The organism is Paenibacillus sp. FSL R5-0473 (assembly GCF_038004565.1).
GTDB classification, from domain to species: Bacteria; Bacillota; Bacilli; order Paenibacillales; family Paenibacillaceae; genus Paenibacillus; species Paenibacillus amylolyticus.
In genome coordinates, this window is sequence record NZ_JBBORL010000001.1 from 752,223 (window position 1) to 773,972 (window position 21,750).

The 21,750-nt window shown below is 43.5% G+C and carries 21 protein-coding genes; 15 read left to right on the plus strand and 6 right to left on the minus strand.

Going from position 1 to position 21,750, the window contains the following annotated elements:
- From MKY28_RS03330 to MKY28_RS03360, 7 genes are all read left to right on the plus strand, one after another.
- Positions 1-981: an ABC transporter ATP-binding protein gene (locus MKY28_RS03330; protein WP_017686951.1), complete on the plus strand. Its 981-nt coding sequence runs from the start codon at positions 1-3 to the stop codon at positions 979-981.
- Complete coding sequence (locus MKY28_RS03335) at positions 978-1,850, plus strand: ABC transporter permease (protein ID WP_047843969.1); 873 nt, start codon at positions 978-980, stop codon at positions 1,848-1,850. Before MKY28_RS03330 ends, MKY28_RS03335 begins: the two co-directional genes overlap by 4 nt.
- 37 nt (positions 1,851-1,887) lie before the next feature.
- Complete coding sequence (locus MKY28_RS03340) at positions 1,888-5,574, plus strand: amino acid adenylation domain-containing protein (RefSeq protein ID WP_340934879.1); 3,687 nt, start codon at positions 1,888-1,890, stop codon at positions 5,572-5,574.
- A gap of 274 nt (positions 5,575-5,848) precedes the next feature.
- Complete coding sequence (locus tag MKY28_RS03345; RefSeq protein WP_340934880.1) at positions 5,849-6,592, plus strand: hypothetical protein; 744 nt, start codon at positions 5,849-5,851, stop codon at positions 6,590-6,592.
- 153 nt (positions 6,593-6,745) lie between these two features.
- Entirely contained in the window at positions 6,746-7,975 is a 1,230-nt protein-coding gene (locus MKY28_RS03350) for an MFS transporter (protein ID WP_340934882.1), read from the plus strand.
- Positions 7,976-8,005: 30 nt separating this feature from the next.
- Positions 8,006-9,328, plus strand: coding sequence for an LLM class flavin-dependent oxidoreductase (locus MKY28_RS03355; protein ID WP_340934884.1), 1,323 nt, complete (start codon positions 8,006-8,008; stop codon positions 9,326-9,328).
- 146 nt (positions 9,329-9,474) lie between these two features.
- Positions 9,475-10,302 carry a sugar phosphate isomerase/epimerase family protein gene (locus tag MKY28_RS03360; RefSeq protein ID WP_340934886.1) on the plus strand — a complete coding sequence of 276 codons (828 nt, stop codon included), beginning with the start codon at positions 9,475-9,477 and terminating at the stop codon, positions 10,300-10,302.
- A 70-nt stretch (positions 10,303-10,372) separates the two neighbouring features.
- On the opposite strand, the gene MKY28_RS03365 is transcribed toward MKY28_RS03360, so the two are convergent.
- Positions 10,373-11,251, minus strand: coding sequence for an SDR family NAD(P)-dependent oxidoreductase (locus tag MKY28_RS03365; protein WP_340934889.1), 879 nt, complete (start codon positions 11,249-11,251; stop codon positions 10,373-10,375).
- Positions 11,252-11,387: 136 nt separating this feature from the next.
- Between MKY28_RS03365 and MKY28_RS03370 the strand changes: the two genes are divergently transcribed.
- The 4 genes from MKY28_RS03370 (at position 11,388) to MKY28_RS03385 (ending at position 13,918) form a co-directional block, all read left to right on the plus strand.
- Complete coding sequence (locus MKY28_RS03370; protein WP_340934891.1) at positions 11,388-11,867, plus strand: MarR family winged helix-turn-helix transcriptional regulator; 480 nt, start codon at positions 11,388-11,390, stop codon at positions 11,865-11,867.
- A complete protein-coding gene (locus MKY28_RS03375) occupies positions 11,864-12,811 on the plus strand; it encodes a helix-turn-helix transcriptional regulator (RefSeq protein WP_340934893.1) in 948 nt (315 codons plus the stop codon). The genes MKY28_RS03370 and MKY28_RS03375 overlap by 4 nt, the downstream gene beginning before the upstream one ends.
- Positions 12,812-12,878: 67 nt before the next feature.
- A complete protein-coding gene (locus tag MKY28_RS03380; protein WP_340934894.1) occupies positions 12,879-13,415 on the plus strand; it encodes a DinB family protein in 537 nt (178 codons plus the stop codon).
- A 26-nt stretch (positions 13,416-13,441) separates the two neighbouring features.
- Positions 13,442-13,918, plus strand: a complete 477-nt coding sequence (locus tag MKY28_RS03385) for an EVE domain-containing protein (protein WP_340934896.1) — start codon at positions 13,442-13,444, stop codon at positions 13,916-13,918.
- Between the two features lie 42 nt (positions 13,919-13,960).
- On the opposite strand, the gene yidD is transcribed toward MKY28_RS03385, so the two are convergent.
- Positions 13,961-14,467, minus strand: coding sequence for a membrane protein insertion efficiency factor YidD (yidD, locus tag MKY28_RS03390; protein WP_340934898.1), 507 nt, complete (start codon positions 14,465-14,467; stop codon positions 13,961-13,963).
- A 16-nt stretch (positions 14,468-14,483) separates the two neighbouring features.
- Positions 14,484-14,705, minus strand: coding sequence for a hypothetical protein (locus MKY28_RS03395; protein WP_100529170.1), 222 nt, complete (start codon positions 14,703-14,705; stop codon positions 14,484-14,486).
- Positions 14,706-14,966: 261 nt separating this feature from the next.
- On the opposite strand from MKY28_RS03395, the gene MKY28_RS03400 reads away from it, so the two are divergent.
- From MKY28_RS03400 to MKY28_RS03415, 4 genes are all read left to right on the plus strand, one after another.
- On the plus strand, positions 14,967-15,560 hold the full coding sequence (locus MKY28_RS03400) for a YdeI/OmpD-associated family protein (RefSeq protein ID WP_340934900.1): 594 nt from the start codon (positions 14,967-14,969) through the stop codon (positions 15,558-15,560).
- Between the two features lie 120 nt (positions 15,561-15,680).
- A complete protein-coding gene (locus MKY28_RS03405; protein WP_340934902.1) occupies positions 15,681-15,929 on the plus strand; it encodes a type II toxin-antitoxin system HicB family antitoxin in 249 nt (82 codons plus the stop codon).
- Positions 15,930-16,121: 192 nt separating this feature from the next.
- Entirely contained in the window at positions 16,122-16,484 is a 363-nt protein-coding gene (locus MKY28_RS03410; protein ID WP_340934904.1) for a hypothetical protein, read from the plus strand.
- 613 nt (positions 16,485-17,097) lie between these two features.
- Entirely contained in the window at positions 17,098-18,501 is a 1,404-nt protein-coding gene (locus MKY28_RS03415; protein ID WP_076252988.1) for a DHA2 family efflux MFS transporter permease subunit, read from the plus strand.
- Positions 18,502-18,744: 243 nt separating this feature from the next.
- Here the strand turns inward: MKY28_RS03415 and MKY28_RS03420 are convergent, their stop codons facing one another.
- The 3 genes from MKY28_RS03420 to MKY28_RS03430 form a co-directional block, all read right to left on the minus strand.
- On the minus strand, positions 18,745-20,067 hold the full coding sequence (locus MKY28_RS03420) for an amidohydrolase family protein (protein WP_076252846.1): 1,323 nt from the start codon (positions 20,065-20,067) through the stop codon (positions 18,745-18,747).
- A 421-nt stretch (positions 20,068-20,488) separates the two neighbouring features.
- Positions 20,489-21,100, minus strand: coding sequence for a TetR/AcrR family transcriptional regulator (locus tag MKY28_RS03425; protein ID WP_340934905.1), 612 nt, complete (start codon positions 21,098-21,100; stop codon positions 20,489-20,491).
- 209 nt (positions 21,101-21,309) lie between these two features.
- Positions 21,310-21,738 (minus strand): hypothetical protein, encoded by a 429-nt coding sequence (locus MKY28_RS03430; protein ID WP_143781275.1) that lies wholly within the window; start codon positions 21,736-21,738, stop codon positions 21,310-21,312.
- Positions 21,739-21,750: the final 12 nt, after the last annotated feature.

Here is a 21,750-nt window from a genome sequence, read left to right on the forward strand (position 1 = left end):
GTGAGAGTACTATCCGCTGAGAACGTCACGAAGTCCTATGGTAAACACCTAGCGTTAGATAACATGTCCTTTGAGCTTCGCAAGGGTGAGATCCACACAATTCTGGGCACCAACGGTTCAGGTAAAACAACATTTATTAAAGTTCTGGCGACTCTGTTGACCAAGGACTCCGGAATTGTCAATATCGGCGGCTACGATTTGGATACCGATGCGAACATCATCAGGAGACTAATCGGATACGTGGGTCAAGATACTGAACGCTCAGCTTATGCGAGATTAACTGTTCGAGAGAACTTGATATTCTTTGGAAGACTTACCGGACTTAGCAAGCAAGAGATTTCTAACCAGATTGACAAATTAAGTACGTATCTGGATTTCTCGGAACATCTGAACAAGCAATTTATGCAATTATCGGGAGGCCAAAAGCAAACCGTTGTCATTATGCGAGCCCTGCTGCATGATCCTGAAGTGATATATCTGGATGAACCGACCAAGGGCCTGGACCCCGTGATCTCCAGACGTGTACGTGAGTTCATTAAAAGTTATGTGCGAGATGAGGGGAAATCCATTATTCTGACCTCTCACATTCTGACTGAGGTAGAGGACATGACGGACCGTGTGTCCCTGATGCGCAAAGGAACGCTCCTTAAAACAGGTACAATTGCCGAACTAAAATCCAATCTGGGCGCAGTCGAATTCATCGACATTCCCAGAGCAGACTTGCCCCCTTCCATTCAGGAGCGAATCACTGCTCTGCCGGAGGTAACTTCCACTATTATTCGTGAGGAGGAAGACACGGTTTCCTTCGGAATCACGAACCTGTACGACGGGATGGGCGCGGTGATTAGTGAATTAAAAGAAGGCAATATCCATACGACCATTCAGCATAGACAACTAACACTTGAAGATTTGTTTGTTCAGCTCTATGTGAAGTCTGATGAGAATTTAGAGTACACATTGGCAGGAGGCAGAGAACAGTGAGTATCGAATACGCTAAAACCGGGACAGGTCAGGAAACGCTAAAGCTGCAAGCCATAGGTAAACCTACCGGATTTTTCACCGTCGTGTGGGCAACAACCGTGAAGGAATTGCAGATTGCTGTAAGGTATCTGCCCAACTTCTTCGGTAACTTCCTACAGTTGGGTCTACGAGTACTCTTTTTCCTGCTGATGTCCACGTTTGTTGTATACGAGGGAGAGAATGTACTTCAAGGAGATAACCTGTTTATCTTTTACCTGGGTGCAATCCTTGTATGGCTGTTCTACGGAGTAGCGTTAAACGCTCCGCTCGGTGCCGTGACGAATGATCTCCATAACGGCACTTTGGAGTATCTGTACTGCAATCCAATCTCTCGTTATGCGTATTATGTGGGGACGGTTGTAGCCAGTGCATTAATGAATGTCATTGTGTTCATACCGATGTATATCCTGCTTGTTCTGTACGCAGGTCTCAACTTTGCTGAATCCATGATGATTCTAGTCACCTGTCTTGTGGTCATCGTTGCATTAATGGCGCTTGGCGTCATGATTGCACTACTGGGGATTCTGTACCGCCAGGTCTCATCCATTGTGGGTATTTTGTTTATCATGTTTGAATTTGTAGCAGGTGCTTATTTCCCAGTGGACCAGTTTCCGGCAGTCGTTCGTTGGATCGCATATCTCCTGCCTTATACCTGGGGGTATGATATGGTGCGTTATTACAGCTTCAAAACAGATTGGGTACCCCTTGCACCGATCTGGATGGAATGGTGCATCCTCATCTTTTTTGCCATTTCGTATACAATCATCTCAATCGTTATGCTGCGCAAGGTAGAAAAGATGGCAAAGAAAAAAGGTCTCAACCTAATCTGATTATTCTTGATCCCAAAGAGAATGGGAGGCGTGCTAATTGTCAGCAGAGCCAGGTGCATTCATGCAAAATTTGCTATTATCGAGCCGAAAGTTCGAAGAGGAGAAGCAATATTGGCTAAACCATCTCTCAGGGGACCTTCAATTCAGCATGTTTCCTAGTGAACAAACGAGGGGGACATGGGGTGAGCAAGTGTTTGAGGAGATGCAATTTGCATTTCCTCAACCTGTTTCAGAACAAATCTTTCGTATCTCCGGGAACACCGAAGCAGGGGCATTTATTCTTCTTCTGGCAGGTGTCACATATGTGTTACACCGTTACCTGGACAATGACGATATAACTGTAGGTATTCCCGCTTCGTCTGGTGCAGCAAATTCAAGTCAACTACGTGCTATTCGCATCAATTTTGGTGAAGAGTGTTCTTTTAAGGAGCTTGTTCTTCAGCTCAGGACCCTTGTGGGTACAGCCAAAAAGTTTAACCATCTTTCGCTGGAGAAAATTCTTGAATTGCTTGGTCATGAGGGGACAGACTCGCCAAGGGTGGCCACTGTGGTTCGAATGGACAATATGCAGGAGAATTTACAGGAAACAGGCCCCCTAGCCGATATGGTGTTTTCACTTCAAATGTCTAAAGTGGGGCTGGCGTTACGAATGAATTACAATGCTGCATTATATTCTCCAGCAATTATTGAACAGATTGTAGACCATGTGATGCGTGTGCTCTCTATTTGTACAACCCATCCAGATGAGGGATTACATCATATAAAGATGCTCTCGCGCAAGGAAGACCAGGTTATTCAACATCTGAATGATACGGAGATACGTTTTCCTGAAGCTCGTTCAATCATCCAGATGATCCAGTCTTGGTCTGCACAACAGCCGGATATTCCCGCAGTGATCTGCGGAGATAATATTCTTACCTATCGAAGCTTGGATTGCAAATCAGATCAACTTGCGAAATACCTGTTAGCTCAGGGAGTAAGGTCAGGTTCCGTTGTAGGAATTCTGTTAACGCGATCGGAAGACATGCTCTTGGCTATGCTGGGTGTACTTAAGGCGGGGGCTGCTTACATGCCGATGGACCCTGCATATGCAAATAATCGTTTGCAGTTCATGCTGGAGGATAGCCAGGCTGCGATTTTGCTAACTAGGCCCGATCTAATCGGCTCACTCATATATACAGGCCAAATAATCGATATTTCTCGCATGGAAGACTGGGATGACCAACATATCTCACTGCCTGTTATTTCGTCGGAGCAGTTGGCTTATTTGATATATACTTCCGGATCTACAGGCAGGCCAAAAGGGGTCATGATTGAACATCTGGCACTAAGAAACTTTGTGGAAGGTGTATCCCGCAGCATTTCTTTTGAAGCTGGCAAACGAATTCTCGCCCTCACAACATTCTCCTTTGATATCTTTGTACTGGAAACGCTTGGGGCACTCGCTAACGGGTTAACACTGATAATGGCGGTCGAGGAGGATCAGTTAAGTCCAAGCCGTATTGCGCATCTAATTGTTACTCACAACATTGAATTAATACAAATAACTCCTTCTCGACTGCGAATGCTTCAGATTGGGCTTACAGTCGATTCACCGGTATGGAGCGTAATTCAAATATTGATGATTGGAGGGGAAGCTCTACCGTATGCCTTGTATAAGGAGGTCGCGGGGATGACCTCTGCCCGCATCTACAATATGTATGGTCCCACAGAAACAACAATATGGTCGAGCATTAAGGAACTTTCACCTACCTCGACAATTTCGATTGGTCATCCGATTGCCAATACCCGTATTTATATTCTGGATAAGCGGCATCGGCATATGCCAATCGGAGCAACGGGAGAGTTATGCATCGCAGGAGATGGAGTAGCCAGAGGTTATTGGAACAGACCTGAGCTTACGGCCGAGAGGTTTGTAAAAGACCCTTTTCATGAAGGCGCTTATATGTATAAAACGGGAGATCTCGCACGTCTCAATGCTAATGGAGATCTGGAGTATCTGGGTCGTTCCGATTTTCAAGTGAAAATACGTGGTTATCGGATCGAACTCGGGGAGATCGAGAACAGATTGCTCCAGTACCCGGCTATCTCGGCTGCTGCGGTCACAGTTCGGTCAGATCAGGATGGGCAGTCCCTGTTATGTGCCTATTACACAGTAACGGAGAGCCAAAGTATCAATCAGGAGCAATTGCGATCTTTTTTGCTGGCAGAGTTGCCTGAATATATGCTGCCCTCCAGATACACCAAGTTGGATCATATGCCATATACGGCCAATGGGAAATTGGATCGAAAAGCTCTTCCAGATCCTTTGCTCTTACAGGGAGAAGGGACAGATACTACACTGCCACGCAATGCATTAGAGCAGTTGCTCGCTGAACTGTGGTCGGATCTGTTGCAATTGAAAGAGATTGACGTTCATGCCCGCTTCTTCGAAATTGGGGGGCATTCACTGAATGTCATCAAACTTGAGGCGGATATGGAGAGGCAGAGTATTCCGCTTACTGCTGATGAAGTGATGCGGTATGAGACCATTGAATCACTGGCTGAAGTGCTTCGAAACAAGGGGTATGAAGCGGATGAGTATAACTCTGAAAAAGAGATACTTCTTGAAGAGCAGGATATGCGAGAGACAGATGGTGCAATGGAGCAATTTACCGAAGAAGTCGGGGCAACAGCGGAAGCGGATCACCTTATATTACATCATTCCCATAGGCCAATAGTTATCATCGCAGGAATAGAGCCGTTTAATGATGTTTTCTACAAAAACTGCTTCTATAATTCACTTTTTCCCGTATTAAACCTCTATTCAATTGGTGTACTGCCTGTGATGATCAACGACCGAATGCACTATAGATTCGATGAACATCAGGGCATACTCCGATTAGAGTATCAAGCTGTATTATCAGATGCCCAGCTAATTGAACGTATGGGGCTAACTTATGAAACGAAGACCTACAGCGAGGATGTACGAAAAGATATTATGGAGGCGGTTAATTTGAACCGCCCAGTAATTATCCGAGTGGACTGTTATTACGAGTCCTTGCGCAAAGACATGTATTTACGTACCCACTGGCCTCATTCCTTATTAATCTATGGGTATGATCTCCAGCGGCAAGTGTTCCATGTAATAGAACATGATCACCGGGACAATCTCACGTATCAACCGATGGAGATGCCTATGAATGATATTGTACAAGCTTATGAAGGATTCGTACGGCTTTTCATGGAGGAAGAAGAAGTACCCACGTTCTATGCATTTTCAGCTTGTGAAACTGTCGCACATGAAAGAAACAATATAATGTTGGGAGAACTGCGTGACATGTTTATTGATCATGTACGCGTTACACCAGGGGAGATTAATCAGGAAATGAGTCATCTTCTGTCCTTCATACAGAAGACGTATCAGTTCAATGAAGAAGAAGATTCACCTGATATGGCCTATGCTGAACTTGTTCTACAATCCATTGTAGACATTGTGAATGCCAAAAAGGTCGAAACCTATCGTATGCAACGGTTATATGAACATCATACCGATCTTGTTTCTGCTGCTCAGGCAATACAGGATCATTGGAGGGAGTTACGTAACGTGCTGGCGAAGGCGGTATATCGGGAGAATATGACACATAATCAGTGGAGAAAATTCACAAGCAAGCTGGAAGCCATTCATGAACTGGAGAAGCATAACTTAATAAATTGCTCAGGATTGGAGATCAGTCATGATTAAAAAATTGCAAATGAACGAGCCTCTAATGACTACCTACCCACATCATGCGAGTCTCTTTTCCATGCTAGATTTGGACAAGCGTTCACGTAGCTGGATTTATCATAATTTTCTATTGGTCATCCTAAGTCACAATGATGAAGGGGGCTATGGATTGGACGTCTGTTCACAATATTATCCTTGGCATAAATTCAAAATGTCGACATGCCCTATGTTGATTACAAGGGTGTACGATAGAGATATGATTTTAAAACAGTGGGAACTGCAAGATTTTTTAGTGGAACTAATTCAAAAGAATAATTATATTTATTTCCTGAGAAATATTCCTGGCGGTGGTAAGCATGAGGTATTCATCTCTGGATTCGATTCGGATCGTAAAGAGTTTCTGTGCCATGATTTTTGGGATGGATTCTACGGTGAGAAATGGCTTCCCTATGATGAGATCACTGTTATTCAAGATTCGAATTTCGATGCTGAATGGTCTACGGATTACCTAAACGGAATATGGGCCATTGAAAAGACAGATGAGTATAAGGAACCCAGTGAATATTATTATGAAACGGTTCTCCAGTTCTCCAAAGAGGATCTAATGAATATTTTGAAAGAATACGTAGGAGAGACTAATCAAGTTCGCAGTATTCTGAGAAAGGATCACCGTTATCTTGGAAGTGAAATATACGATAAGATGATTAAGATGCTGGGGATGCAGAAGAAAGGGATGCAAAATCAGCCGTTTGCTATACATCCTTTTCACCTGCTTTACGAACATAAACAACTGCTTGCTCAAGCCATACTTGACTTTCTCCCCGATCCTTCGTTAAAAATCCGATTGGAAGAACTGGTAAGCGAAGCTTTGAAACTCCGTAATCTGGTCATGTATATGAATGAATTCATCATGGAGCAGGGTGTATACAAAAAGTATGATGTCATGCTTGATAAAATCATTGAATTGAAAAATATGGAATTGGCTATTATGAAACATGTATTCGAATACGAGTATCAATCACAGTTAGGACAATAACCAATACGATGTATCGCCGATAAGATAGACCCATTCATTTAATTCTTGAATGGGTCTATTGAACTTTTCTATTATACTTTCCAGTGGTCGTATTCTAACATGGATAATAACCTACTTTTTATATAGGAATTATATAGTATGGAGAATGCCAAGATGCCACAATGGAAGAGAAATCTGTATATTCTGTGGTTCGGCCTGTTTTTTAATCATATGGCGTACTCGCTATCCGTTCCGTTCTTTCCTATATTCCTGCAAAATGATCTTGGTATCCATACCGGTCTGGAAGCCTGGTCCGGTATTTCCATCTCCATCAGCTTTCTGATCAGTGGATTATGCGCACCCTTCTGGGGATCACTGGCTGATCGATATGGCAGCAAACTGATGCTGGTCCGTTCTGGTGTAGGGCTAGGCATTGCACATCTCGCTAACTTTTTTGTGTACGATCCGTATACGTTTATCGCGGTGAGGGTCTTTCAGGGACTCATGGCTGGTTTTCATCCCGCCTCGATTACACTGATTGGCACCAATACTCCGGAGAAACAGGTGGGTTATGCACTTGGCGTGATCTCCACGGCCAGCGCTGCGGGCGGGATTCTTGGTCCTCTTGCTGGAGGTGTGCTAAGTCACTGGATCGGACTGCGGGGATGTTTCATTGCATCGGCCGTGATTACGTTACTCGCGGCACTGATGGTCCTCGGTGTTAAGGAGTCACGACAAGCTCGGACGATCGTTCCAACGAAGATCATAGGGGATTTGAAAAGAGCGGCTTCCACGCCGGGTTTGATGCGAATCTACGGTTTGATTCTGCTAGTTTCGACCTCCGTGCTCATCATCGAACCGGTGCTGACGCTCTATGTGGTCCAGATTGGCGGAGATGTTGGCAGTGCAACACTCAGTGCAGGGATTGTCTTCTCAGCGATTGGTGTGGCAACCGTCATTATGGGGCCGCGCTGGGGCAAGATTGGTGGAAGGATCGGATACGAGAAAACACTGTTTATTGGTCTGATTGGCGGTGGAATTGGCAGTCTGCTTCAAATGACAGCAACGAATCTGATTTATTTTGGCAGCCTGCGATTTGTTTATGGTTTGTTCTTTGCCGCAGTCTATCCGGCACTTAATGCGCTGATCATCAAATATGCTGATCACGACTTTCGTGGGAGGGCTGTCAGTCTGAGTCAGACGGCGAGTCAGTTCGGTATTGTGCTTGGACCGTTAATCGGTGGTTTTCTCGGTGGATGGATCGGCATTCCGTTTATTTTTCTCTTCACAGGAATTGTATTGCTTGGAGCGGCTTGGGCAGTCAGAGTTAGTGATGTGAAGAAGGCGGATAAAACCGAATTGCGGATGGCAGTAGACTCAGGTAGTACGAATATGAAGAAGTGAACACTCACAATGAAATGGGGAGGAATATATATGTCACAACGACGATTGAAACTGGGAGCCAATCTGAACGGCGTAGGGAACAGCATTTCCTTTTGGCGTCACCCCGACATTCCCGTTAACGCGAGTGTTAGTCTGGGATTCTACCAGAAGCAGGCACGTATCGCGGAGAAAGGGAAGTTCGATCTGCTTTTTATTGCAGATGGTCTCTTCATCAACGAGAAGTCCAATCCTCATTTTCTCAATCGCTTCGAACCATTGACACTTCTGTCCGCACTCGCCGGGGCAACTTCCCACATCGGGCTGGTTGCTACATTGTCTACTTCCTATAGTGAACCCTTCACGGTTGCGCGGCAATTTGCCTCGTTGGATCAATTAAGCGGTGGGAGAGCAGGATGGAATGTGGTTACTTCACCTCTGGAAGGTTCGGCACTGAACTTTGGCAAAGGCGAACATCCGAACCATGCGCTACGCTACGAAATTGCGGAAGAACATTTGAATGTGGTCAAAGGCTTATGGGATTCCTGGGAGGACGATGCCTTTATCGGAGACAAAGAGCAGGGCGTATTTTTCGATCCTGCCAAGTTACATACGCTGAATCACAAAGGAACGCACTTCTCGGTACAGGGTCCGCTTAATGTAGGGCGTTCGAAGCAGGGGCATCCGGTCATTTTCCAGGCGGGCTCATCTGAATCTGGTAAAGATCTGGCCACCCGATCGGCGGATGCCGTCTACACAGGACATGAGACGCTGGAGGAAGCAAGGGAGTTCTACCGCGATGTGAAAGCAAGAGCGGTGGCTTATGGACGCAAGGCAGAGAATATCCTGATCTTCCCGGGCATCGGCCCGATTGTGGGTAGAACAGCGGAAGAGGCTGAGCAGAAATATCAGGAAATTGCCGAACTGGTGAATATTGATCAGGCGTTGAATTATCTGGGACGTTACTTCGATCATTATGACTTCTCCCAGCACGCGCTGGACGAACCTTTCCCCGAGATTGGGGAGATTGGCAGCAACAGCTTCCGCAGTACAACAGACAAGATCAAGCAGCAGGCAAGAGAACAGGGGCTGACCTTGCGCCAAGTGGCATTGCTGGCATCTACCCCGCGTACATCGTTCATTGGTACACCGGATCAGATCGCAGATCGGATTCAGGAATGGTTTGAAGGCGAAGCGGCAGACGGATTCAATGTTCGTACCGTGGTACCCAATGGCTTGGAAGATTTCGTGGAGTTAGTTGTTCCAGTTCTGCAAGAACGAGGGCTGTTCCGTACGGAGTATGAACATGAGACGCTAAGGGAGAATCTGGGTCTTGAGATTCCACGTAACCGGTATACATTAGAGAGCGTGAGATAGAAAAGATAGAGCGGTAATGACGTTAAGGTAACGTTGTTGCGGCTCTTTTTTGATGGTTTCTTTTTCGGAGAGTACTGCTATTATAAAATGATAAAGAAAATGATACACAAGTTGCAATTCCAGACGAGTCACAGGAGGAGATTGGGATGATTAGAGGGTTAACGAATGCGGGACTGGGCAATATCGAGTCTGATGAACAATATATCATAGATGCGGCCAAGCACGGATTCGGATCTGTAGATTTGAATCCGCTCTCATTGATTGAAACGTATGGCAAAGAACAGGCACAACATCTGCTGGAAAGCAATAAGGTGATCATCGGTTCATCGGGTCTGACGGTGGAGTGGCGGACGACAGATGAACAGTTCCGTGAGGGGTTGCAATCGTTGGTCGCTATGGCAGAAGCTTCTGCTTCGCTGGACTGTTACAGCTGTTGCACGTATATTTTACCCTCAACGGATCAACCGGCAGCGCAATTTATGGCGGCGGCTACGAAACGCTTGAGACTCTGTGCAGATATCTTGGATGCTTACGGGATTAAGTTGGGTCTGGAGTTTGTGGGTTGCCATCATTTGCGGACGCAATGGAAAAATCCATTTATCTGGCGTGTGGAAGATACGCTGGACTGGATCGAGACGATCCATGCGCCTAACGCAGGTTTACTCGTAGATTCCTATCACTGGCATACAAATGGTTTACCGATGGAAGATCTGTTGAAGCTGAAGAAAGAACAGGTTGTTCATGTTCATATTAATGATGCTTATGATCTACCCGTTGAAGAATTGCTGGATTATGAGCGTTTGTACACCGGCGAAGGGGTCATTGATCTGGGTGGATTTCTGAGAAACCTGCAGGCGATTGGTTACAATGGTGTGGTGGCTCAGGAAGTACTGGCACCGGCATCGAATCTAAGTTTGAGTGAAATATTGGCTAAGTCGAAAGCAGGTTTTGACAAGGTATTTGCGACAATCTAAGTTACTGAAAAAAGGAGGGGGTGTTCCTAGCTGTGTTTATGGCTTATGGAACACCCCTGTTCTTGTTCAATTAATCCAGTATGCCGTGATCTTTCATCAGTTGTTTCGTAACGATCCACAGTCTGTTTTGCATGCCCTCATCTCCGCCAGGATGTATAGGAACAATAGATGCTCCAGTTCCCACATTAAAATATCCTCCTGATACCTCGCCATACTTCGAATCCACAGCCAACCTAGTAATGATATCCGCACCCCGGCGCGGGTCGCCGATATGCAAAAAGGTTAACATGCGTTCAAACACACTTGCAAACCATAGCTCTCGTCCAAGACCCGTAACATTAAAGCCAGGATTCAAGGCATTTACGCGAATTCCGGTTCCACGCCATTGTCTGGCTAGTTCACCAGTAAACATAATATTGAGCAGTTTGGTTTTGCCATAGATTGGAGAGGAACCACGTGCAGTAAAAGGAGTGATATCCGTTAAGTCATCTGGCAACACCAGAGTGCCGTGATTCCGCGAAGCTTCAGATGCAACATTGACGACACGGGCATGGCCCGACTGAATCAGGGAAGATTGCAAGGTGTGCGTTAACAGCCAAGGTGCCAAATAGTTGACGGTAATCATCTCGGCATATCCTTCGGACGTGACTCTCTGTTCAAAAGCATGAAGTCCGGCATTATTCAAAAGTACGTCTATACGCGGATAAGCGGCTGCAATCTCTAACCCAATACGTTTTACATCACTCAGTAAGGATAAGTCTCCATAGAATAATTCGATTTTGGCAGAAGACATGATCTCCTTGATTTTGTACCTGGTAGCCTCGGCACGTTCCTTGCTTCGGGCTGTAAGTATAAGATGTGCCCCGCGTTTGGCGAGTTCCATGGCTGCAAGCTGCCCTAAACCGCTTGTTGCTCCGGTAATTACAATAATGGGATGTTTAGTTTGCATAAGAAGATCTCCTTTTGACACGAATAGATTCGGAATTATATAATGGACATAAATCAACTATAAATATTAATTGATATTTGTCAACTATATTTCCGGAAGTCTACTTTCATGTTTCAGGGAGAGGGAGTTAACAATAATGAGTGAAAATCCAGTCAAAACCAAAGATAGAGCAACCCTCGAGCTAGCGCTGGGTGAGCAGATTCATGCACTGATCAGTGCATCGCATGCGCTTAACGTTCGATCTGCCGAGCGTTTTGATGCGAACCTGCAACCTGCCGCTTTTCAACTGGTACGGTGGCTCTACTCCTATGGCCCAACAAGTGCCGCGGCTTTGGCAGAAGCGAATGCAATGGACCGCAGCTCGGTCAGCCGATTAATCAAACAACTTGAAAAGTCGGGATATGTTAGCAAAGAGCAAGACCCCAAGGATCGGCGCGGGGTGTTACTATCTCTTACGGAACTTGGTCAACAATCGACGGTTGGTGCGCTCAAGGAGAAGGAGTCAGCTTTTTATAACCGTATATCCAGATGGGATGATAAGGAACTGGAACGTTTCACCGCCATGCTCAGGCAGTTTAACGGATTGGATGATGAAACGGTGGGGGTTAGAGAATGAACAAAACGGAGCGGCAACTTGCGATTACGCTTGAATTGCAGCGAAGAAAGATGTTAAGAGCAGAAGATTTAGCTGCTCAATTCGAGACAAGTGTACGTACCATATATCGAGATATTCAGGCATTAAGTGAGGCTGGTGTTCCGATTATGGGAGCTCCGGGTCAGGGGTATTCCCTCATGGAAGGATATTTTCTGCCCCCGGTAAGCTTCACCGCAGAAGAAGCCGTATCCCTGCTCATGGGAGCTGATTTTATCGAACAGAGATTGGATACAGAATACGCGATGGAGGCTAAGTCGGCTCAACGCAAAATTGAAGCGATCTTACCAGAATCCGTTCGTAATGAATCAATACGTGTACGGGAAACGATGCGACTGCTTCATACGGTTGAACCTTTAACCCGAGCGCGGGTGAAAACATACCTTAACCAGATACGTAATGCTATTCTGGATCAACGTAAAATCAGCTTTATGTATCTGAAAAAAATGCCAGGAACGGATGGAAATCGGTATAACATGCGAGAGGTTTCACCCTATGGCCTCTCACTGGTTCAGGAGAATTGGATGTTAATTGCACGTTGTGATATGCGACAAGACATTCGTCATTTTCGTTTGTCACGGATGACTGAACTTTCCGTGCTGGAGGATCAATTCCTTTTGCCACCGGATTTTGATCTAAACAGTTATCGACCTCCTGACGATCGTAACGAACAAGTATTAATCAGAGCAAAACCTGAAATTGCTGACAAAGTTATGGAGGCCCTTCATTTTTATATGGATGCATTTGAGGAGCGAGAGGAAGATGTTGTTTTTCATTTTCGTGTCCGCTACCCGGAAGAAATATTGCATTATTTACTTGGATGGGGTGGAGATATCGAGGTCTTGGAGCCAGAGTCTTTGCGCTTCCGAATGCAGGAAGTAGCCAAAAACATCTTAAAACACTACTGACATACACCTGTCAGTAGTGTTTTTTTATACTTTGATATATCACAGATCAAGAGGAGTGGGTTGAAGGATGAGAAGTACAACGGAAGTATTGAAATCATTTGAAACGGCAGTAGAACGATATTTGGCAGAACTGAAAAATTTGGATATGTCTAGCTTATATAAAAAACAGAGTGAAGAGGAATGGTCCATTGGACAGATGTATGTACATTTGATTCAATCAGCGCTCTTCATGCATCTACATAATATTGAACAGTGTTTGAGCAGCGAGGATTCGACGTTAAATTCGGATGAGGAAAAAACAGAACTGGGTAGGCAAGTGTTTGAATTAGGACAATTCCCTCCCGTTCCCGTTAGAGTACCCGCTTCCCCGCAGTACACCCCGCAACCACCTGAGAGCATGGATTCCTTGATCGATGGGCTTCACGAGGTAGTGAACCGGATGAGGAGTACAGAACCTCTTGTATACCAAGCATCGGTAAACAACAAAATACGTCATCCAAGGCTTGGCGCTCTAAACGCTCAGGAGTGGTTTTTGTTGATAGAGATGCACTACAGACATCATTTTTTGCAATTAGACCGATTGAAATCGAATCTGGAAATGTAAACGAGAGAAGGGAATGAGATGTATCCATGAAACCAAATCAGGACAGCAGATATTGGATTGGTGTTGTATCTGCTTCTCATGTGAATGTAGCCGTAGAGGGAGGGTTTGCGCAGTTGTGCCATGGCAAGTCAGCGCTGTTGCGACAGATGTCCCCTGGTGACTGGATGATATACTATTCTCCACGCACAGATATATCAAGTGGCAAGCCACTTCAGGCTTTTACCGCTATTGGTCAAATTACCGACGACAGGATATACCAATATCAGATGTCGGAATCCTTTATACCCTTTCGCCGAGATCTTCGTTATCTTCCGTGTCGAGAAGTAAAGATCGCAACGTTGTTAGACCAACTCAGTTTTACACGCGGGAATCGCAATTGGGGGTTTCCATTTCGTAAAGGTCACTTTGAAATTGGGGTTGATGACTTCAGGATGATAGCTTCCTCCATGTTGGAAGAAGAGACACAGGCACTGCTCGGTATTAGCTTAAGCCAGAAATGTTAACCAAAGCAAAAGGCCCATAGATTGTCTATGGACCTTTTGGCTTTATGGATAATCATATCCTCCACCGTTGATATTACATTTGCGAAGACGATGAATGCCCAAGGAAAGACCTTTAATCGCCCCGTATTTCTCAATAGCTTGAATCATATACACAGAACAGCTTGGTTCAAAACGACATTTGTTCCTCACTTCAATGGGGGCAAAACGTTGATGAATTCTAATACTCCATATCAGGATCACTCTAACACGTCGTAGAACTATGAATAACATACTTGCTATGAAAACAATCTGGGCACTTAGCAAAGCATATACTGGGGTGAATAGATTCAAGAGATAGAAACAGATCATAGAGATGATTAGACCTGTGAATAATGCAAGTGAAACGTTAAGCAAAGACTTCAACCAATCAATTTCTGGAATAACATGAGTTCTTATATAGAAACTGCTTCGAGGATCGTTTTCTTCATGATGTGTATGTAAGAGTCTAATAAGTTCTTCTTCGGATGGCATGTTATTAAATATCAGTTCCTCAGATTCTGAGTTTCTCATGATTGTTGTACTATTATTAAATCTCTCTGTAGAAAATCAGCATATAATGATGCGTTGTAACAGGTTGCTGGAGACAACCGGGCTTCTCGGTGACAGCTAGCGACTCCATCGATTGATAGATCCATCCGGATTGTGCTTTGTGATTGATGATATCAGCAAATAAATTAACAGCAGCCTGAGTATCACCTCGGTTTACTTGAACATTTTTTGGACCTGGAACGACTGTGTACTCTCTCATTTAAATCTTCCTTTCGTATGTTGGAATTATGGCAATAGACATTCCATTATTTTACTATGGGTATGGTGAACTGTCGATTGAAACTTATTAGATGAGATTGAATTAAATTATAGGCCATCTAACAGGAGGGTCTTTGTTGTTATGAAGGTTTAAATTCAAGTGGAAAAGTCAATAAAAGCTCTGTAAGCAACGCTGTACAATCCACTGAAAACCAGTACAATTGATCCTATAAGAACATGAGATAAAGAGAGGTATTTCTCCATGACGGATACAAGTGGGAATCGCAAAGTTGACGGCTATCTAAAGAAACTCAAAACGTGGAAGGAAGAGTCCACAAAACTGAGAGAGATTATTCGGGATTTTGAACTGACAGAGGATATGAAATGGATGCATCCTTGTTACATGCTGGATGGGAAAAACATCGTTTTAATTCATGGATTCAAAGAATACGTGGCTATTCTGTTCTTCAAAGGTGCTCTGCTGAAGGATACACACGGCATTTTGGTCCAGCAAACGGAGAATGTACAGGCAGAACGCCAGCTTCGCTTCACCAGTCTGGAGCAGATTGTGGAGCAGGAGGCTAGGATCAGAGCCTATATCCAGCAAGCGATTGAAGTGGAACAGGCAGGATTGCAGGTGGAAATGAAAAAGACTACCGAATATAGCGTTCCTGAGGAACTTCAGCAGCAATTCGATGAGAATCCTGCTTTCCGAGATGCATTTGAAGCACTGACACCCGGACGTCAGCGGGCATATCTCTATTATTTTTCACAACCGAAGCAATCCAAAACAAAAGTGTCACGAATCGAGAAGTATATGCAGCCGATCCTGGAGGGCAAAGGGTTGAATGATTAATCTTATAACAATATATTTGAGGGAAATTAAGAGTTAAAACGAGTGAAAGCCTTTCAGATATAATCCGAAAGGCTTTTTGCTGTTTTTGCTAAAAGTATAGATAACAGGAGAGTGTCCCATATGATTCGAACTTACCAATACTACGCAATTTTTAATTTTGCTGAGGATGGCATTAATGTTACATTTCCTGATCTGCCTGGATGTATCACCTGTGGCGAACCAATTGATGAAGCATTATTGATGGCGAAAGAAGCACTTGAATTATTTTTGGATGGAGAACCTGTTGAAGATATTCCGCCTTCTCAAAGCATAATGCCTGAATTATTGAATCCTAAAGATAAAGCATATTTAATTGAAGCAAATATCTGAAGCTTCAGCAGAAAGATCGGAATAAATAACTGTGAGTTGTTACAATTAGTGAAAATATTTTCATAATAGATGGGAAAACTTTGAGAATAATGACTAGTAACGGGAATGGACTGAATTAAAGCATCATTTCTACAAGAATCGATATCTCGATCAACAATTCGCTGGAGTTGTTATTGCTAGGTCAAATTTCCAATGAGATGGATAGCCAACTTGGTAATGTTATTAGGTAAAAAGATTCAGACCGAATGTATTACTGAATCCATCTCTGAAAGAGAAGTATCGAACTTTGATGTAGATCTTGGAGATAAGGCGGAAGACCCTTTTGAAATATCTAAAATTATTGCTTCTAAGAAAGGTGATGATCATATCAATGAAGAGCATTTACAGCAAGCTCTGAGAAAAATTGTAGAAATATCACGACCTTTTAGAGTGAATCCTTTTAATCGCATAGATTTTGATTTGCAAGATGAGTTAGCTAAGGAGTCTCGAAAGAAAGGCCCAAAAAATTCAAATATGAGTGAGAAGCAAAATTATCGTAAAAGTGCTAATAAATAAGTACATCACTGATCATAGCCCCATCACGTAGAGACAATTAAAAAGATTTTCACTAAGCGGCGACTTTTTCCCTAGAATTCAATCGGGGAGAGGTCGCCAATTTTTTTTGAAGAAACTTCAAACCAAAATAACTGACTTCGCAACTTGCTCATATTATCTGAATACACCTTTTTGGTTTCAGGTCAGACGCGACAGACTAAGTTTAAACATCGCTGAATCTCTGGGAACATAGGTAATTGTAAAAAAATAAATATCGTAAGAAAGTAGCACATCGTTTCGTTTTTTTGTGAATCTAAAAAAAAAGGGGGGTTGACTTTCTCTTTGGTTCAGGGGGGGCCTTGACAGGCGTATGTTATGATCAAAAAGTTGAAAGTTCTCCTGCAGATTTTGAACGAGAATCAGATAACTTTCCAAAAGGAGGTTTATATATGAGCAAAACACAATGCCTTTCCTGCTATTGCAGTTCTGGTTAACATATGCAGACAGAGGTATTTTGTTCTACTTAATTTCTAACATGAATCAAAAATTTGAAAGACACTGAGGAGTGAAGGTTTTGCAATCAGGTACTATTTCTGAAAATCAAAAAGTTCCAAATGTTAAGGTTTTCCCTATTATGTTTGCATTGATGCTTGCTGGTATCATAGGTACTTTTAATGAAACGGCAATTAATATTGCTATAAGTGATATTATTAATCAGTTCGCGATTACGGAAGCTAAAGTTCAATGGTTAACAAGTGGTTACTTACTTACACTGGGAATTCTAGTTCCTCTTTCTGGACTATTGATACAATGGTTTTCAACACGTCAACTTTTCCTGACATCAGTCAGTATGTCTATCGTAGGATCTGCAATTGGTGCTATGGCGGGAAGTTTTGATATCTTGCTATTAGGGAGGATACTTCAAGCAGCTGGAGCAGGGCTATTATTCCCATTGATGCTTAATACGGCTCTTATTATATTCCCAGCCGAGAAACGCGGAAAAGCGATGGGACTAGTCAGTCTTGTGTTCACAGCGGGACCTGCTTTAGGCCCAGCCATCTCAGGTCTTTTAATTGATTATCTAAGCTGGAATTGGATATTCTGGGTATCGTTGATGGCTCTGGTGCTTGCTTTGTTGGCAGGCGTAGCGTTTATGAAAAATGTAGCACCTATAACCAAACCACGTATTGATATATACTCTCTAGTCTTGTCGACAATTGGTTTTGGTGGACTTGTTTATGGTATTAGTAGTGCAGGAGAGGGAGATCATGGTTGGAGTAACCCTGTTGTTATTGTACCCCTGATTGCCGGGGTTATCGCATTAATCCTATTTGTCATTCGTCAACTGAACATGAAAAAACCTCTAATGAACTTAAGAACTCTACAGAACCCTATGTTTGCTATAGGTACTTTGCTGGTATTCATATGTATGATGGTTTTTCTATCGTCCATGTTCATTCTTCCCATGTTTATGATTCGAGTTCTTGAATTAAGCGCACTGACGACTGGACTTATTCTTCTACCAGGCAGTGTAATTTCAGCTGTACTTTCTCCTGTCGTAGGGGCACTATTTGACAAATTCGGACCTAAGTTTTTGGTAGTCCCTGGTCTTATCATAGTTGCAGTCACTCTATGGTTCTGTTCTAATATTACGGTTGCTTCGTCCATTGCTTTGATTATGGTCATGCATACCTGTCTAATTGTCGGAATTCTGATGGTATGGATGCCTGCTCAGACAAATGGTCTGAATCAGCTACCTTCTGATATGTACCCCGATGGTGCGGCTATATTGAACACACTTCAACAAATCGCAGGAGCTATCGGTATTGCAATGGCAGTAAGTATCATGACAACCGGAACCGCAGACTTTATTAAGGGTGTGGCTGATCCTACGGAGCTGGGAAATGCAACACTGGCGTTAACCGCTGGTATGCAGAACGCATTATTCTTCACGATGTTTGTAGCCCTTGCCGGACTTGTTCTAGGTGTATTTGTAAGACGAGTGAAAGTTCAGAAGTGGTCTGGAAACTCGGAATAGTCATAATATAGCTCTGCCAGATCAGTGGACTACTATTATGAGACAACTTTACCGAATACTGATTTGATGATGATCTAATAAGTTGAGATACAGATCATCTTTTAAAAACTAAATTGTACCCTACAAGATAGACACTTTGAAAAAGTCCATCTTGTAGGGTGTTTTTCAAAAGGTTGTAAAAATACCGTTGACCCAATAATCATAGAGGATAACAATATACCAAGCATGATTTCACCCCTGAATTTACCAAACTGAGTTTAGAACATCGTCGACTTCTTTGATTCTTGTGACAGATGGTGTTTGAATTAGATTTCCTTTGACCATGACCATAGAGATGTCTGACAAGGCCTCGATATGTTCCAGTGGATTTTGCTCCATGATAATCAGATCGGCATGTTTTCCGATATCCACCGTCCCTGTAACATCGTCAACACCGAGGATCTTTGCATTGGTTCGAGTCACTATGTCGATGACCTGTTTGTTGTTCAGGTTGGCCTGTCTCATGTAGTGGTCCATCTCTCTCCACATATCATAGTGAGTCACGTAAGGCATAGCGGCATCGGTGCCAATCCCGATGGTGATGTCGTTTTCGATCGCTTGTATTACGCCCTTGAGCATTGAATCGTAGACGAGTCTGGAATTCTCTTTTACCGTTGCACTTACCTTCGTTACGCTCGTATCCAGTGAAGCGGAGGGATAAGCGGCTTGCAGGGTGGGGATGAGTGCGGTGTAGCCATTCAAGGCATTGGGATTATTTTTGTACAAACGAATGATTTCGTCATCCATCTCCGAACCGTGCTCAATGGTATCGACGCCACCTTGTAACGCAACCCGTACGCCTTCCGTGCTCTCCACATGCGCTACCACCCGCAAACCAATCTTATGCGCTTCATCGCAGATCGCCGCAACTTCGTCCACCGTCATCTGTAAACGGCCAGCCTCGCCGACTATTTTCGCATCCGTCACACCACCCGTCACACAGATTTTGATCAGATCCACGCCGTGTTTCACATTAATGCGTACATTTTTTCGTGCTTCCCACGGAGAGTCACCAACCAGAGCCAGAAATGGAGCACCGTGCCCACCCGTGACACTTAGGAAAAACCCGGAGACGAGCAGATTGGGGCCGACAAAGTCACCGTTGTTAATCTCATCCCGCAGCTGGACATCCGTGTAAAAGAATTCCCCCACACTGCGCATCGTTGTTACACCCGCATGGAGTGCGGTCAGTGCATTGCGTTTCATTCGTTTTTTCAAAACGTTTCTGCCAAACTTCGTGTTCAATATTCGATCATAGCCAAACTGCAACAAGCCTTCACTGACCGAGAGACTGAACGGTTTTCCATCTGCAAAGAGGTGTACGTGTGCATTGATCAGTCCTGGCATTACGTATTTTCCTGAGAGGTCGATGGTTGTGTAGTGACTTGGGATATGCAAATCGTTATCTCGGCCGATATCCTGAATAAGTCCTTGTTCATTGACGAGAATGGTCATATTTTCTTGCAAATTGCGGCTTGAGTCGCCGTGGATCAGATTGACGTTTTTCAATGCGTAAGCGGTGTTCATGTTGTGTTCCTCCTTAGAATGTGGATGGGATTATATAAGTTGAAAGAGGGTATGTACACTTGCCACTCCGATGACAGAACAACCTTCGGATCGCTGTTATCCCCAGATTTTTTTGATTCCCTCTTAATAGGGAAAATCCGGTGATAGCTTATGCTTCCGATGTAGCTTTCTTTCAGAAAGCTTTCAGGCGAACGCTTCGTTTCCTCTGGTTATTTCTGTCCTCTCCGTTATCGTGTAAATGTAGGTTCAACTTAAATAGTTTGGTAAATGGTAAATATCCAACTTAAAAATGAATTATAAATTCATTTTTGGGTCAAAAAAATAGAGTGACTTAATATTAGTGTTTTTTTGCGTGCAAACCAAGTGAAGTTGATCTGATCTGCACGCTTTGTCTACCTGGCATAAGTGATTAGATGAAGCGTTATTCGTTGAGACTCTTCATACCGTACAGTCTGTATACATACAACGCCTCAAAGATTTGCTTCCGGCTGTCCTCACTCATCTCTCGCTTCAATAGATCCAGGTTCATATCAATCACGTTGTGCGCGAGAATGTTCAGCAAGATCAGGTTCTCCTCGGTGCCGATCTCATATCGTTTATATTGATTCTTCAGATAGGCCTTCTTGGTTTCGATCATCAGCTCAACAAGCTCATTCTTGGCGTTGGTGTAGATGGTGCCTTTATTCTTTTCAAAGATAATGACAATCTGATTCCGGTATTTTCGTAATACATCCACCTGTTCCTGCAACAGTGCCGACTTTCGCTCGCTATCCGTTTCCTCGAACAAGGTCTGATTATCAAAGTGGATCGTCTCCACCAGCACATTTTTTAGATAATCCACGAGATCCGGCGGCACAACGGCGTAGAATAATTCTTTCTTATTCTTAAAATAAGTATAGATATTGCCCACGGAAATACTGATCTCATCCGCGATATCGCTCATCTTGGCACCCACATAGCCTTTTTCAAAAAAGACCTTGAGCGCTGCGTATTCAATCTCTTTCCTGACTTCGTCTTTCTTGGCTTGCACCATCGGGAACGACTCCTTAATAGTGAATGGTTGGTTCGTTATTAGGATAGACCTTTTTGAGGGTGGGTGTCAAATGGGGGAGGGAATGCCAATAATAATGTAACAAATATGCTATCTAAGTTGTAGCCAAGTGGATATTATTTATTTTGTCGGACTCGAATACAAGAAAAATTAAGCATCCATAGTTCAGTCGAATATTGAACCAAGGCTGCTTAGGGATTTTTGGCAACTGTCCTAGAAGACATAATTGATGTGTTCATTCCTAGAGTCCAAGCATATAAATTTCCGTTAACGTCAGAATAATAATTACCAAAGTAAGCAATGGTACTCGTGTTCGGATCAGCGTATTTAATAACTCTTCCGTTAGTAGACTCAGTATTAGTTTTTGTAATATTAACTACACCAGTAGTATCCCACCTTGAGGCTCCGTTACTGACATATCCAGCGTATGTTGAGTCAACATTTTGGAGATTATAAGTGAAATTTGAAGAACCTTGATGATTGTTACAATCAACAGAGTATCCAGAAGATTCTCCATTCTGGTGACAAGTATTAGGAGACTTATGTGCATATGCATTTATAGGAACAAGAGTTGATAAAAGAAGAGATGATACTGACAATTTTACTAGGAATTTTCTCATAATCTATACCCC